The 15,553-nt window shown below is 32.5% G+C and carries 16 protein-coding genes; all 16 read right to left on the bottom strand.

Going from position 1 to position 15,553, the window contains the following annotated elements; genetic code table 11:
• Nucleotides 1-91 precede the first annotated feature (91 nt).
• Entirely contained in the window at nt 92-646 is a 555-nt protein-coding gene (rfbC, locus tag KKQ79_RS00500; protein WP_213188504.1) for a dTDP-4-dehydrorhamnose 3,5-epimerase, read from the bottom strand.
• Nucleotide 647: 1 nt separating this feature from the next.
• Complete coding sequence (gene rfbB / locus KKQ79_RS00495; protein ID WP_213188503.1) at nt 648-1,697, bottom strand: dTDP-glucose 4,6-dehydratase; 1,050 nt, start codon at nt 1,695-1,697, stop codon at nt 648-650.
• 121 nt (nt 1,698-1,818) lie between these two features.
• Nucleotides 1,819-2,985: a nucleotide sugar dehydrogenase gene (locus KKQ79_RS00490; RefSeq protein ID WP_213188502.1), complete on the bottom strand. Its 1,167-nt coding sequence runs from the start codon at nt 2,983-2,985 to the stop codon at nt 1,819-1,821.
• 74 nt (nt 2,986-3,059) lie between these two features.
• Nucleotides 3,060-3,707: an acetyltransferase gene (locus tag KKQ79_RS00485; RefSeq protein ID WP_213188501.1), complete on the bottom strand. Its 648-nt coding sequence runs from the start codon at nt 3,705-3,707 to the stop codon at nt 3,060-3,062.
• 6 nt (nt 3,708-3,713) lie between these two features.
• Nucleotides 3,714-4,478 carry an SDR family NAD(P)-dependent oxidoreductase gene (locus KKQ79_RS00480; protein WP_213188500.1) on the bottom strand — a complete coding sequence of 255 codons (765 nt, stop codon included), beginning with the start codon at nt 4,476-4,478 and terminating at the stop codon, nt 3,714-3,716.
• The gene (locus KKQ79_RS00475) at nt 4,475-5,536 is read right to left on the bottom strand and encodes a ketoacyl-ACP synthase III (RefSeq protein WP_213188499.1); all 1,062 of its coding nucleotides are present in this window, start codon (nt 5,534-5,536) and stop codon (nt 4,475-4,477) included. The genes KKQ79_RS00480 and KKQ79_RS00475 overlap by 4 nt, the downstream gene beginning before the upstream one ends.
• 9 nt (nt 5,537-5,545) lie before the next feature.
• A complete protein-coding gene (locus KKQ79_RS00470) occupies nt 5,546-5,776 on the bottom strand; it encodes an acyl carrier protein (protein ID WP_213188498.1) in 231 nt (76 codons plus the stop codon).
• A gap of 16 nt (nt 5,777-5,792) precedes the next feature.
• Entirely contained in the window at nt 5,793-6,395 is a 603-nt protein-coding gene (locus KKQ79_RS00465; protein ID WP_213188497.1) for a sugar transferase, read from the bottom strand.
• Nucleotides 6,395-7,528, bottom strand: coding sequence for a glycosyltransferase family 4 protein (locus KKQ79_RS00460; RefSeq protein WP_213188496.1), 1,134 nt, complete (start codon nt 7,526-7,528; stop codon nt 6,395-6,397). The genes KKQ79_RS00465 and KKQ79_RS00460 overlap by 1 nt, the downstream gene beginning before the upstream one ends.
• Entirely contained in the window at nt 7,521-8,543 is a 1,023-nt protein-coding gene (locus KKQ79_RS00455) for an NAD-dependent epimerase/dehydratase family protein (RefSeq protein ID WP_213188495.1), read from the bottom strand. Before KKQ79_RS00455 ends, KKQ79_RS00460 begins: the two co-directional genes overlap by 8 nt.
• A gap of 326 nt (nt 8,544-8,869) precedes the next feature.
• Nucleotides 8,870-9,835: a GDP-L-fucose synthase family protein gene (locus KKQ79_RS00450; protein WP_284070065.1), complete on the bottom strand. Its 966-nt coding sequence runs from the start codon at nt 9,833-9,835 to the stop codon at nt 8,870-8,872.
• Nucleotides 9,832-10,977: a polysaccharide (de)acetylase gene (locus KKQ79_RS00445; protein ID WP_250131156.1), complete on the bottom strand. Its 1,146-nt coding sequence runs from the start codon at nt 10,975-10,977 to the stop codon at nt 9,832-9,834. Before KKQ79_RS00445 ends, KKQ79_RS00450 begins: the two co-directional genes overlap by 4 nt.
• A gap of 11 nt (nt 10,978-10,988) precedes the next feature.
• Nucleotides 10,989-12,209: a glycosyltransferase family 4 protein gene (locus KKQ79_RS00440; RefSeq protein WP_250131155.1), complete on the bottom strand. Its 1,221-nt coding sequence runs from the start codon at nt 12,207-12,209 to the stop codon at nt 10,989-10,991.
• On the bottom strand, nt 12,209-13,282 hold the full coding sequence (locus KKQ79_RS00435; protein WP_213188493.1) for a glycosyltransferase: 1,074 nt from the start codon (nt 13,280-13,282) through the stop codon (nt 12,209-12,211). The genes KKQ79_RS00440 and KKQ79_RS00435 overlap by 1 nt, the downstream gene beginning before the upstream one ends.
• A 3-nt stretch (nt 13,283-13,285) precedes the next feature.
• A complete protein-coding gene (locus KKQ79_RS00430) occupies nt 13,286-14,302 on the bottom strand; it encodes an NAD-dependent epimerase/dehydratase family protein (protein ID WP_213188492.1) in 1,017 nt (338 codons plus the stop codon).
• Nucleotides 14,303-14,379: 77 nt separating this feature from the next.
• Nucleotides 14,380-15,519, bottom strand: coding sequence for a polysaccharide (de)acetylase (locus tag KKQ79_RS00425; protein WP_213188491.1), 1,140 nt, complete (start codon nt 15,517-15,519; stop codon nt 14,380-14,382).
• Nucleotides 15,520-15,553 lie beyond the last annotated feature (34 nt).

The raw sequence follows: 15,553 nt of genomic DNA, 5'->3' as shown, positions 1-15,553 counted from the left end.
AAACTTTTTTCCCATATCCAATTTCGTAAAAGGCTTGTCCTAACTGTCCATTTTGCCTCTGTAAACTATATTTTTTTTATCTTTTGAATATTTATATCAGTTTGTTTTTAAAATTTTCAAAAGATTGCAATTCTTTATCTTTCTGTGAGAGTATCATTTTTTCTTCTGGAATTTGCCAATTTATTCCAATAGTTTTATCTAATGGATGAAGCCCCTCTTCTGATAATTTATGATAGTAATTATCACATTTATAAAAAAAAGTAGCTGATTCTGATATTACGGAGAAACCATGCAAAAATCCGCGAGGCACATACAATTGACGTTTATTTTCTGCAGATAATTCTACCATTACAAATTGTCCGAAAGTCTCAGACTCTGGACGAGCATCTACTGCTACATCAAGAACAGTGCCTTCTAAAACTCTCACTAATTTCGCCTGAGCAAATTCTCCTTTTTGTAGATGCAGACCACGAATAACTCCATAAGAAGATTTCGACTGATTGTCTTGAACAAATCCAGGGTCAAAGCCTAAAATCTCTTCAAGTTTTTTATCATTAAATGCTTCGAAAAAGTAACCTCTTTCATCTGTAATTATTATTGGTTCTAGAATAAAACATCCTTTCAGTTTTGTTTCTATAGCATTCATATTAGTGACTGTATTGATTATTGTAATAGTTTTGATAATCTCCAGAAGTTACGTTATCTAACCATTTCTGATTGGCTAAAAACCAGTCTATGGTTATAGATAAACCTTCTTCGAAAGTTACAGAAGGTTTCCAGCCTAATTCTTTATTCATTTTAGTGGCATCAATAGCATAACGCAAATCGTGACCTGGACGATCTTTTACAAATGTAACTAACTGTTCTGACGTACCTGTGGGTCTTCCCAATTTTTCATCCATTTGTTTACACAACTCTTTTACTAAATCTATGTTTTTCCATTCATTAAATCCTCCTACATTATACGAGTCTCCATTTTTACCTTCGTGGAAAACCAAATCAATAGCTTTGGCGTGGTCTATAACAAATAACCAATCTCGAGTATACTTACCATCTCCATATATAGGTAATGGTTTATTATTTAGAATGTTATGAATGCACAGTGGAATCAATTTTTCTGGAAAATGGTTGGGTCCATAATTGTTAGAGCAGTTGGTTAAGACTATGGGTAAGCCATATGTATCATGATAAGCTCTTACAAAATGGTCTGATGATGCTTTGGAAGCAGAGTAAGGAGAATGTGGATCATACTTAGTGGTCTCTGTAAAAAAACCTTCATCTCCTAGTGCTCCAAAGACTTCATCTGTAGACACATGATGGAAACGTTTTCCTTCGTAATTGTCTTTCCAGATGTGTTTTGCTGCATTTAATAAATTAACCGTCCCAATTACATTAGTCATTACAAATTCTAAGGGATTGGTAATAGAACGGTCTACATGTGATTCTGCAGCAAGATGAATTACTCCCTCTGGCTGATGTTTTTCGAAAATATCTAATACTTGTATAGCATCTACAATATCTGCTTTTATAAAATGATAGTTGGGTAAATCTTCGATATCTTTTAAATTTTCTAGATTTCCGGCATAGGTTAAAGCATCTAGATTGATAATTTTATATTCTGGATATTTTAAAACGAATTCGCGAACGACATGAGAACCAATAAATCCGGCTCCTCCAGTGATTAAGATTGTTTTCATGGATTAAATATATTTATTTTACTCATTTCTAACAACGAGTTTTAATTGATTATTAGCAATAAAAACTGATTATAAAAAAAATCTTTATATTTTAAATATTAATCTACTTGGTACATAAATTTTAATCATTACCAAATAAATCTCGGGTGTAGACTTTAGCCGCTACGTCTTCTAATTCTGGAGTCATTCTATTAGAGATGATGACATCACAATCTTTTTTAAAAGCTTCTACATCGTGCATAACTTTTGAACCAAAAAATGTTTCTTCTTTGAGAACGGGTTCATAAACTACTACTTCAATTCCTTTAGCTTTTATTCTCTTCATCACCCCTTGAACGGCAGACGCTCGGAAATTATCTGAACCTGCCTTCATTATTAAGCGATATACTCCTACTTTTTTCGGTGCTCTTTCTATTATAGAATCTGCTATAAAATCTTTACGTGTTCTATTGGCATCTACGATGGCTTTGATAATATTATTAGGCACAGCATCATAATTGGCCAATAGTTGTTTCGTGTCTTTTGGCAAGCAATAGCCTCCATATCCAAATGATGGATTATTGTAATGCGAACCGATACGAGGGTCTAAACTTACTCCTTCTATAATCTGTTTGCTATCTAAATGATGAACTTGAGCATAACTGTCTAATTCATTAAAATAAGCCACACGCAATGCTAAATAGGTATTTGAAAATAGTTTTATCGCTTCTGCTTCTGTAGAATCGGCAAAAAGTACTGGAATATCTTTCTTGATGGCTCCTTCTTTCAATAAACCCGCAAAAATTTCTGCACGCTCACTTCTCTCTCCCACAATAATGCGAGAAGGATATAAATTGTCATACAATGCTCTACCTTCTCTTAAAAATTCTGGAGAAAACATTACATTCTCTATTCCTAAATCTTCTTTTATCTTTTTCGTAAATCCTACTGGAACCGTAGACTTTATCACCCCTACTGCTGCAGGATTGTATTGATTCATTTCTATAAGAACGCTCTCTACACTTTTTGTATTGAAATAGTTGGTTTGCGGATCGTAATCTGTAGGTGTAGCTATAATAACAAAATCCGCATCTTTATAAGCCTCTTCTTTATCCAAAGTTGCTTTGAAATTCAAATTTTTTGTAGATAGAAATTCCGTTATTTCTTTATCTTCAATGGGTGATTTTTTACTGTTTAGAAGTTCTACTTTCTCCGGAACAATATCTAATGCTACCACTTGATGATTCTGCGCTAATAGCATCGCATTAGACAAACCTACATATCCTGTACCAACAACTGTTATTTTCATTTTATTGTTTTTACTTTTTGATTTTTCAATCAATTATCATTTTAATTTTATAAATTATATTCTACATTTATTTGCTAAGTTATCACTACTTTTTCTTTAAAACGATAAAAGTGAGTTTCATTATCTTTTACTGTTTTTGTGATAATCATCCCTGCTGCAATGGTATTATTATCTCCGATTTCAATGGAGGGAATAGTAGCACTATTCACCCCAAACATATTGTTATTTCCTACTTTTGTAAAACCACTTAATACCACCTGAGGTCCAATAAAATTAAATTCTCCTAGAATAGAGTCATGCCCTACAGTACAACGAGAGTTTAACATATTGAAATTACCAACCCTTGCTTTTGCACCAATCGAAGCGTTGTGAGCTACCAAGCATCCTTCTCCTACTATAGCAGAGGGAGAAATTATTGCTGTAGGATGAATGAGGGTAGCAAATCTCGCACCTTTCTCTAGGAAATTTTGAATAATTGTTCTTCTAAATTGTATATTGGCTATTCCCATAATGTATTCTGCATCTTGGGATACCTCATGGTCTTTTATGGTTCCTATGTAAGGACCTAGGAGACTGTAATTATTATAACTTTCTTTGTTATCATCAATATATCCTACTACATCAAAACAGAGTTCTCGTGCTACCGAATTATTATAATGGGTGATATAGTCTGTGATTTCAGCGGAATGGCCGCCTGCTCCAATGATTATTACTTTTTTCATATTAAATTATCTTGCTGTATATCCTCCGTCTATCACTAATGTAGTCCCCGTGATCCAACATGCCCCGTCTGATAACAAGAAAGCGCAAGCGTTGGCTACATCTTCTGGCTTACCAAGTCCTAACGGATGATAACTTTTTATTTTTTCATAAGCTGAAGAATCTTGAGCATAGACTGCATTAGAACTCATTGGAGTTACTACAACTCCTGGAGCTACGCAATTTACTCTTATTTTTTTTGATGCTAATTCTAAAGCTAAAGATTTTGTTCCTGAAACGAGAGCCCCTTTCGTTAAACTATAAGTTGTTTTCCCTAATTCCCCTACCATTCCCATTACTGAGGCTAAAAACACAATGCTCATCCCATCTGGATTGGCATATTTTAATTTAGTAAGAAGCTTAGTGATGGCAATAGGAGCAAAAACATTGGTTTCAAAAAAAGGTTGTAATTTTTCTGGCGTAATGTTACGAAGTGGCAATGTAGTAGAAATTCCCGCTGCATGAACAATTCCGTCTACTTTCCCTACCGTTTTAAGAGCATCTTCTAACTTTCCAGCAGTTTGCTCATAATCTGTAACATCCGCCACTAGGATTTGGTAATTTTCGTTCTCGAAATTCCCTACTGTTTCTAACAATCTTTCCTCTGATCGCCCCAATAAAATTACAAAAGCTCCCATTTGGTTTAGGGTAATAGCGCATTGTCTTCCGATTCCAGAAGATGCTCCCGTAACCACGATGGTTTTATTTAGTAGGGTAAAAGGGTTTATACTCATTCTAATTCTACTAAGTTACTGATAAAACAATCTTGCACATTAATTTGAGCGGTAGCCCAAGACATCCCCACACCAAAACCGCATAACATTAATTTTTTATTGCCTTGAAGCTTATTCTGCAATTGAGATGCTATAGTTAAAGGTATAGAAACAGAAGATGTATTTCCGAAACTTTCAATACATGAAGGCACTTTTTCTTTCTCTAACTTTAATTTTTTGGCTAAATAAGCATTCATATAGTCATTGGCTTGATGAAACAAATTAAAGTCTATTGTATCATTGGTATTTCCTGATTTCTCGAGTACCGATTTGAAATTTTTTGGAATTTCGCTCAAGACAAAATTAAAAACTTCTGCACCATTCATGTACCCATGTTCATCTGTTCTTATGTTGCCATACTCATCTACCACTTTTTCTGTTAATGTGTCTGGTGAACTAGGATTTCTATAGCCCCCTGCATCCATTTTAATTAAATCTGAGAGAGCGCCATTAGAATTCAGTGAGAAAAAACTTTCTCCAAATTTTTCATCTCTTTCAATTAGGGCTGCAATTCCTCCATCTCCGAATAAAAAGGCTGTTTTTCTATCTTTAGGAGAATATATTCTAGAACGGGTCTCGCCATCTAATAAAAGTGCTTTTCTAAAGCCTCCCGACTGCATTAAGCCATAGACAACTGATAGTCCATACACAAAAGCTGAACACCCTAAACTGATGTCAAATGCAGCAGTATGTTTTCCTAGCCCCAAACGGTTCTGTAAGAGAATAGATGTTGCGGGCATTCTGTAGTCAGGAGTTTGAGAGATAAAGATTAGCAAATCAATTTCTGATTTATCTATATTCATATCCGAAATTAATTTAACTGCAGCTGCGAAGCATAAGTCTGATGCGCACATTCCTTCTGGGGCAAATCTGCGTTCTTTAATCCCTACTTTGTCTACAATATCTTTTACATCTTCTTTATTAAAAAATTGGGTGTAATTGTAATTATCAATAGTATTCTTTGGTACTGCTGCTGCTAAACCCGTAATCCCAACGTTTTTAAAAGATAAATCTGCCATAAAAATGGATTAAGCTTGCGTTCTTTTTATAATTTCGTTGAGTAAATCTCCTAAAGTGATTGCATTTTTAAATGCTTCTTCTTCGATTACCATGTTATACTTATCGTCTATTTCTGCGATTAATGTTAATCTTGCTAATGAGTCCCACTCATCATAGTCTCTGAAAGCATCTGCCAATTGAATCTCTCTGTCTTCAATTTCTAATACTTCTGTAATCATTTCTAAAAATTCTGCTTCCATAATTTTATGTTTTTATTTAGTTATTCCCTTTAAAAGGTTCCATTGTTACACTTGTATCACTTGAGATTCCCTCTCTTATGATCACTTTTTTTATCGTTTTCCATACGATTTTGCAATCCAATAAAAAACTTAAATGGTCTACATACCATACATCATATTCAAATTTTTTATCCCATGAAATGGCATTTCTGCCATTTACTTGTGCCCATCCTGTTATTCCAGGTCTTACTTCATGTCTGCGTTTTTGGGTTTCTGAATACAAAGGTAAATATTTAATTAATAAGGGACGAGGTCCTATTAAACTCATATCCCCTTTTAATACATTAATCAATTGTGGCAATTCATCTAATGAAGTACTTCTTACCCATTTCCCAACCTTCGTTATGCGTTCTGCGTCTGGCAATAAATTTCCTTGTGCATCTCGCTTGTCGCTCATGGTTTTAAATTTAATTAATTTAAAAATTTTTCCGTTCTTCCCTGGTCTATCCTGTGTAAAGAATGCTGAATTCTGACTCAGTATCAATAATAGGTAAACCCCTATAAATAGGGGTGAAAAAAATATTAAAACCAGCACTGCAGCTGTTACATCTATTAGTCTTTTAAAGCCTTTCTTATACATTATAAAAATTGCATTGCGTTTTCTTTTGTAAAATTATTAGAAGCTTTTTTTGCATTTTCGCTGTATGCTTTATAAGTCTCTGGTTCGTTTTGAAGCTGATAAATAAAACTTTTAATTTCATTTACTTCGTTGGCTTCAAATGCGCGCCCACAATTGCTTCTTTCTAACAAATTTGCCAGTGCAGACCTTTTAGAACAAATGGCTAAAATGGGCTTCCCTACTGACAACAAATTAAACGTTTTACTCGGTATACTTAAATCTGCTGCTCCTTCATCTAGCGTTACCACGTTTAGATTTCCTACCTGCATGTTGTGCGGGAGTAGTTCAATAGGTTGCCAAGGCAATAATTGAATATTGGTTAATTTTTGCTCTTCAATCAATTTATGAATCAGTTCGTATTTATGACCTCCTCCAATTACGAGAAAATAAAAATTAGGCTCATTCTTAAATGCATGCGCTAGGTCAACTAATTTTTCAATAGGGTGTGTTTTTCCTAAATTTCCTGAGTAACAAATTACAAAGGTATCTTTTGCGATTCCTAATTTTTTGAAAATTAGATTTTCATTTCTATCAATCTGAGGGAAAAATTCATTATTGGTCCATATCGGTACTATTTTTATTTCTTTTCCCTCTGCATATTTAGAAGTTTCTTTAGCTAATTCTGGTGTTAAGGTGTAAAGCGTATTTGCCTTTTTAAACATTTTTTTGGTAAAATGGGTAAACACTTTATTTGCCCAACCGTCTTTGGTAATATAATTAAAATTTACCAATGCATCTGGATACAAATCATAAACTAATATATCATAATTTGCTCTTAAGAGGTAAGGAACCAAAGGTGCACTTGGCGGATTAGTAATCGCGATTATTCTAGCGTTTCTGTACTTCCATAATACAATAAAAAACATCTGAATGGTAGCTGCGAGCCAAGTGTAAATTCTTTTGAATGCCGTAGATTTATTGTATTTCGTAATTTTATGCCACTTGTATTTCTCAGAGAGTTTCGTTTCTCTTTCTACAATTGTACCCGCAATGATTACGCACTTATCATATTTTGTAGATAAAGCATCCAGCATATCTATTTGAAGATAGCCAGATGCTTGATCTAGAATGACTACTGTTTTATTTTTAGCCATTATTTTTTTGAAGTTTTACTTGCTCATTAATCCAATCAAAGGTAGTTTTCATTCCTTCGATTAATGGGATGCTTACTTCCCAACCGATTTTTTCTCTGTATAATTTATTATCACTATTACGTCCTTTTACTCCCACTGGGCAAGAGAATCCGTATTTATCTTTGAATTCTTGTCCTCCGATATTGTGAATTTTAATGTTTTTACCAGACAGTTTAATTGCCATTTCTGCCAATTGATTGATGGTTACCATTTCTTCTGAACCGATGTTTACAGGCCCTAAGAAATCATCTTGTCTCATCAATCTAAGTACTGCTTCTACACATTCATTTACATGCAAGAAAGAACGTGTTTGCTGTCCATCTCCCCAAACTTCTATTGTACCACCATCTTCTGTTTCTGCAGCTTTTCTACACATTGCTGCTGGTGCTTTTTCTTTACCACCCATCCATGTTCCAAACTCACCGAAAATATTATGGAATCTTGCTACTCTTACGTTTAACTTATAGTTTCTATTGAAAGCTAAATAAAGACGTTCTGAAAAAAGTTTTTCCCAACCATATTCAGAATCCGGATTTGCAGGGTAAGCAGAACTTTCTTCACAGTTTGGATTATTAGGATCTTGCTGATTATGCTCTGGATACATACAAGCAGATGAAGAATAAAATACTCTTCCTACGTTATTTTTTGCACATTCATGTACTACGTTTAGGTTAATGAGCGCGGAGTTATGCATAACATTTGCATCATTATCTCCTGTAAAAATATATCCTGCACCTCCCATATCAGCGGCTAATTGATATACCTCATCGTAAACTCTACCTTCAAAAGCTTTTTCTACAATTCTTGGATCTCTTAAATCCCCTTGTACATATTCATTACAAATTAGATTGTGATCCCAAAATTCGTGATTTGGCTTAATGTCTACAATTTTCACATAAAACCCCTCTTCTTTTAATCTTTTAGCTAGATGACCGCCAATAAAACCACCACCACCTAAAACTAGTGCATTTTTCATATTGTTATTTTTAACTATTATTTTTTATTCATTAATTGGATACAAATTTATAAAATTTGAAAGAATTTAGCTTTAACATTCGTTAATTAATTCTTGATTTTTTTGAAATTTAATTCATATTATCTTCATATTTAATAAATATTTTTTTATTTATTTGAATGATTATTTTACTCTTTAGTCTTGTTTATCATCTCTTTATTATTCTACTCACTATTTTGAGTCACTAGAAATTTATTTTTAAAAAAATAATCATCTGCTTCCTTAAATTGCTAATAGCGCCACATTCATTTTTTTTTGAAATTTGGCATTCTATTGCTTCATTTATTCTACAGTTTCATCTCTTTTATTTTCTCTCTATTTTCAAGAAACCATTGATATGTTTCTTCAATTCCCTGTTCCAATGTTATTTTAGGAGACCAACCCATTTTTTTCAATTTACTCACCTCCATCACTTTTCTGGGTGTTCCATCTGGCTTTGAGGTATCCCAAATAACTTCTCCTTGATGGCCTATAACTTTTTGTACTAATAAAGCTAGTTCTTTTAAAGATAAATCTTCCCCAGATCCTACATTGTATAAACTCTCTTCGAGTTTATTTTCCATAACAAAAATTATAGCTTCTGCCAAATCATCTACAAATAAAAATTCTCTTTTAGGATTTCCTGTTCCCCACAATTCTACGGGTTCATTTATGCCTTTTTTTTCTGACTTTTCTTTAGCTTCATGAAATTTTCGAATCATGGCAGGTAATACATGAGAGGTTTGCAAGTCAAAATTATCTCTTATCCCATACAAGTTTGTGGGCATTAAGCTCACAAAGTCTTTGTTGTATTGTTTCCTTATTGCTTCTATTGTTTTTACTCCTGCAATTTTAGCAATTGCGTACCACTCATTGGTAGGTTCTAAGGGAGCAGTAAGCAAATACTCTTCTTTCAAAGGTTGAGGTGCATGTTTAGGGTATATGCAAGAGGAACCTAAGAAAATAAATTTCTCTACATTATTTTGGTGTGCAGCATCCATTAAGTTCATTTGGATTTGTAAATTATCCATAATGAAAGGATATGGATTATTTTTATTTGCCATTATCCCGCCTACTAATGCTGCGGCATCTATTACGATTTCGGGTTGTTCGTTTTGAAAAAAATGATTCACTTGGTGTTGGTTTCTCAAATCAAGATCTTGTTTTGAACATCCCAATACGTTTTTATAACCTCTAGCTTCTAGTGCCCTCCAAACTGCAGAGCCTACCATTCCTTTATGACCTGCAATGTAAATCTTTTTAGATTTCATTATTTTTCTTGGGTTTTCCCTGTAATGATATCGCCTAGCTCCATAGAAGTTATAAATTCTACTTCAGGCCATTTTTTAATTATTTGCACGAGTAAATTATCAAGTTTTTTCAATCCTCTTTCTCTATTTTCGGGATTAATGCTTCCCATATAATTCACTCTATGAGAACTAATGGTAGCAGGTTTACGACAGTTGAAAGCAACTTCTATTTCTTTCAAACAAGAGGATACCCAATCTCTTTCTATGGGAAATCCTTCACTGTTTGGTTCAAAAAAACAATTCCTAGTCAAGTACATTTGTCCCAATCTATTCTTTTTCCCTAAGTAACGAAAATGCTTTTTATATTTACCCTCTCCTAATGGTTCGCTTTGTATTTTTCCTGTTCCGATGTATTTCACCCCTTTTTTGCTTAACAATTCTTCTAAATTATTATTAAAAGGACCATTCGTTGGAATAAAAAAAGTAGATTTATAACCAAATAAAGCTTCAAATTCATCTAATCCTGTATCAATTACCTTTTCCAAATATTTTAAATCATTTTGGGTATCAATATCAAATGCTGCTCGTAAATCAGGGAGCTCATCTCCATTCATTTCTCTTGGTAATGTACTTACTCCATATTCAAAGGCTATTCTTACCGTTTCGTTTCCTTCTTGAAGGAGTTTCATCCAACGTTGTACATTAAGATGTTCTCTACCGTGAAATACTGGAACTAAAAGTCTTTCTTCAATTCCTTGTTTCCATAATGTGTGGATTTTATTACTCTGCGGGAATCTTTTAGCGGTTTCAGTAAACAATTCATATTCATATTTCGTAAAGCCATTGGCTTTTATTTTTTCAAAATTAGGATTGGCTACCACATTTACACCAGTCATAACTACATGACGACCAGAAGAATCTTTATGTTTTCTAAGAACCTCCATCAACATTTCCATATCTTCATTAGACTCTAAAGTGTCATTTTTCAGATAATGAGAATGTAAAGGAATTCCTTTGGTCTTCATTTCCTCTAATGCCCTTTTGTCTGACATATAAACAGAGCCCCAATCGTCGCTTTCTATTACGATTAATTTTCTATTGGTTCGCCATCCAAAAAGATTGCTTACATATATTCTTAGTTCTGATTTTTTGTTACCTGTGTACATTCTATTTTATATTAGCTCTCTTTCACTAGAGTTTTAAACAATTGTAAATAATCTTGATACCTTTCGTTCTTATCGAAGTGCTTTTCCGCTCTTTTTCTGCATTTTTCTTTCTCATAATATTCCGTTTTAGCACTTGTCACTCTTTCAATAGCGTCTCTTAATTCATCTACATTTCCCTTTTCTACTACTATCCCTGTTTCTTTATCAATTGCTTCGGGGCTTCCTCCTGTATTATAAGTAACTACGGGAGTACCACATGCTAAAGCTTCAATATTTGTAGTAGGGAAATTATCTTGATAAGTAGGATTTACAAATACCTTTGCCAAACTATAATATTCTGCTAATTCCTCAATACTTTCTGTTCTTTCAATACCTATTATATTTTTAGGTAATTGTGCTATTTGCTTTTTAGTTAAACCTATTAAAATTATCTGGTATGTATCTGATAATTTATTTGATAAAGAGATAAAATCATCCAATCCTTTTCGGCGATCCCAAATGCTGGCTACTCCCAAAACAATTATTTTATCCTTTAGATTCCATTTTTGAATTAATTTTTCTACATTTTCTACAGGACTAAATTTCGAAAGATCTATCCCATTGTGAATACAACTTACTGGAAATTTCGATAAAAATGATTGTTTTACTAGATTTTTCAGCCAATTTGATGGTGTAATAATATGAAGATTATCTAACTGATTAAAAATCTGCTTTTTATCAGAAAAATTTTTAAAGGAATTATCTATTAATAAAGATTTAGGATAGAAACTTTTCTTTGGACAATTCTGGCAATGGGTTTTCCATTTTTCACATGCTACAGAGTCAAAGTAACTACAATGCCCTGTAAAAGGCCAACAGTCGTGAAAAGTCCACACTACTGGGATATTTATTTTTTTCAGATAATCAAATAGTATTTCAATATTTACATAATACCCATGGATATTATGTAAATTAATAACATCTGGTTTTAATTCTTCAATTTTATTAATCAACTGTTTAGTTGCTTTTCTAGAAGCAAAACCGTGTCTATCCAATAAAAGTGAAACTACACCATGCCAATTGGCATCCCATTGATTTCCTATTATGATTTTATTAGATTTACTCGGCTGATTGCCTCTTCCGTAAGCAATATAACTTTTGTGCCCAACATTAATTAAAACTAGGCCTATATCTTCAGCAATTCTTCCTGTTGACCCTGAATTTACAGTTGCGTTAATTTGTAAAACTCTCATTATTCTAGAATCATTTTTTTGTACTTTTTAGAGATTTCATCAATCTTAAACTCTTGAATGCTTTCTGCAGCATTTAATCCCAATTTCAATCTTAAAGATTCATCAGACATTAAAATTTGTAAGTGTTTCTTAAAAGACTCATAATTAAACAATTCTATTAAATATCCATTTTTTTCGTTGGCTATCATATCAGAAGGGCCCGACATGCAATCAAAAGCTACAACAGGTAAACCTGCTGACATGGCTTCACCAATTACATTTGGAAAGCCTTCAGAACTAGATGTAAAAGCAAAAACTTTACTTTTTAAATAATAGGGTTCCACTTCTTTTTGACTACCTACTAAAACCACTTTATCTTCTGCTCTTAATTCTTTTATTAACCTTTCTAGTTTACTTCTATTTTTTTGTTTTAAAGCATCATCACCTACAATTATTAGTTTCCAATTAGGGTCATTAATTTCTACAAATAAACGAATTAACTCGTCATGGTGCTTTGTATCAATCAATCTACCAACTGTTAAAACAATATTTTCTTTATCTATTTTCTTTTCTGATGTTATTTGTCTAATAGGATTCCCAATCACCTGAATATTAGTATGCTTATACATTTTTTCGAATATTGCTTTACCTTTTTCAGTCTGTGCAATTACTCCTTTTGCCTTTGGATAAAGTTTATTTCTAAGCCAATTATGCAACTTTCCTAATGATTTATTTGGCTGACACCTATCTGATACATAAATAGGATATTTCAACCCCCAACACGCTATAAGGACAAAACTATTCCATCTTTCCCCAAAACTTAGAATGCTTTTAGGAGCAATTTTTATTATTTGTCTTCTTAAAAATATTAAAGTTTTTAGTGTATAAAATAACCGATATTTATTTTTAAATTCGAAGGAAGGTTTATGAATTGTAACATTTTCGGGTACAGAATAAAAAATTTCCCTAGTTATACCATAAAGTATTAAATGTATTTCTAAAGTTTTATCTTTAGAAAATTCATTTAACAATTCAGACATCACCCGTTCCATGCCTCCTGCATGCAGTGAGGGAATAACAATCGCAACTTTCATGATTTATTTTTTAAAATAGGCTTTATACCAATTGACAAATTCTTGTATTCCTTCATTAATTTTTACTTTGGGAATATATCCTGTTACTGCCTTTAAATCCTCTATATCTGCAAAGGTTTGGTATACATCTCCATCTTGCATTGGGTAAAAATCCAATTGGGCTTTTTTGTTACATGCCCCTTCTACAGCTTGTATAAAATCTAATAGTTTTACAGGAGTATTATTTCCAATATTATAAATATTATAATTCTCTTGAATTTTATCTGTAATCAATACTTCTATAATTCCTTTTACAATATCCTCTATATAGGTAAAATCTCGCATTAAATCTCCATTATTAAACACCTTAATTGGCGTTTCACTCAAAATGGCTTTTGTAAATAAAAATGGTGCCATATCTGGTCTTCCCCAAGGTCCATAAACGGTAAAGAAACGGAGTCCTGTAGTTTTTAGTCCATATAAATGGCTGTAAACATGTGCCATTAATTCATTACTCTTCTTGGTTGCCGCATATAAACTTATAGGATGATCTACTCTATCTTTCTCAGAAAATGGTACTTTTTGCTGATTGCCATACACCGAAGAACTAGAGGCATAGATTAAATGCTTAATCTGATTGCTTCTACAGGCTTCTAATATATTCATAAAGCCTACTACATTTGCTTGAATATATGCTTTAGGGTTTTCTATGGAGTATCTTACTCCCGCTTGTGCTGCTAAATTGATAACCGCATCAAATTTTTCTTTAAGAAAAAGGTGGTCTAATCTGTGTTCATCTACCAAATCCATTTGAGAAAAACGAAAACTTTCATTGCTTCCGCTTTTCACCTCCTGTTGTCTCATGAATAATTCAGACTGTATATCTATACCTAATTCTTTTAATCTATCTAGTTTTAATCTTACATCATAATAGGCATTCAAATTATCAATACCATAAACTTCAAAACCTAAATCAATTAATTTCTTACTAACATGAAATCCTATAAAGCCTGCTGCGCCTGTTACTAAAATTTTACTCATTCTTTATCATTTGCTGACAAGTTTTATTATCTTATTTTCTCGTCAAAGTTGTTTTATTTGTGATTATGTATAAAATACTATAAAAGAGAATTTTCTTGTTCTATAATATCTAATAATTCATTTGATGTCATAAACTCTACATCATGCCATTTTTTTAAAATTTTTTTCAACAAAATTCTCAATTTATTTAAACTTATATCTCTATTTTTTTCATCATAACTTCCTATATAATTTAAACGATGTGTATCAATAATTGCTGGTTTGTTCCAAAAAAAAGCATTATCTATATTTTGCAAACACATTGATACATCATCATAATTATCTGACGTTTGAGAGGGTTCAAAGACGCAATTTCTTACCAAATAGAATAAGCCTGCTTCATTTTTATCACCTACATATCTTCTAATCATTTCTCTTTTACCATTTGAAGAATTTCCTAAAGGTAATTTTTGGTATTTCATACCCTGCACACCTTTAATACCATTTTCCTTCAATATAGTATTGAGATTAGGATCAAAAATATAATTATTTGGTATAATTGTTTTTGAGCAAAAACCAAAAACTGTTTGAAATTCTTTTAATCCTTCTTCTAAAAAATCTTTTTGATATGTAAAAGGTTGCTCTTTAATCCAATCTAGTGAAGCTTGAAGATTAATTATTGAGCTTTTATTTTCTGGAACACTCCACGTCCCTAGATCAAAGGCATCTAGGAGTTCTTGATTTCCATTTCTTAGTTCTTCTAACCATAATGGTACATTTACATGCTCTCTCCCGTGAAACTGAGGATACATTAACTTTTCATCAATTGCATTCTTCCATAGATTAAAGGATTGAGAATGGTTAGAAAATCTTTTTAACGTTTCTGTAAAAGGTTCATAATAATATTGTTTAAAACCCGATTCTTTAATTTTTTTAAAATCTGGGTTAGCTACTACCGTGTTAAAAGTCAATTTTGGATGATTTCCAAAATTATCTTTGCAATCACTTATCAATGAAAACAATACATTTAAGTCTTCTTCCGAAGCTAAAGAATCATATTTAAGATAAGGATTCTTAGGATAAGGATATCGTTTTCTGTATTCCTCAATTTTTGTAATATCTGGAAGTCGGATAGCACCCCAATCATCGCTTTCAAAAACGACAATCTTTCTTTTGGTACTCCAGCCTTTATAATTGATTAAATGAGCTCTTACTCTATTTTTAAGATTAGATAGCATAGTTTAAGTGTAAAAAATAAAAACCTATTTAAGT

The organism is Cloacibacterium caeni, assembly GCF_907163125.1.
In the GTDB taxonomy this organism is placed as follows: Bacteria; Bacteroidota; Bacteroidia; order Flavobacteriales; family Weeksellaceae; genus Cloacibacterium; species Cloacibacterium caeni_B.
Note: the sequence above shows the minus strand (reverse complement) of the source record. Positions and strands in the feature narration are given on the sequence as shown.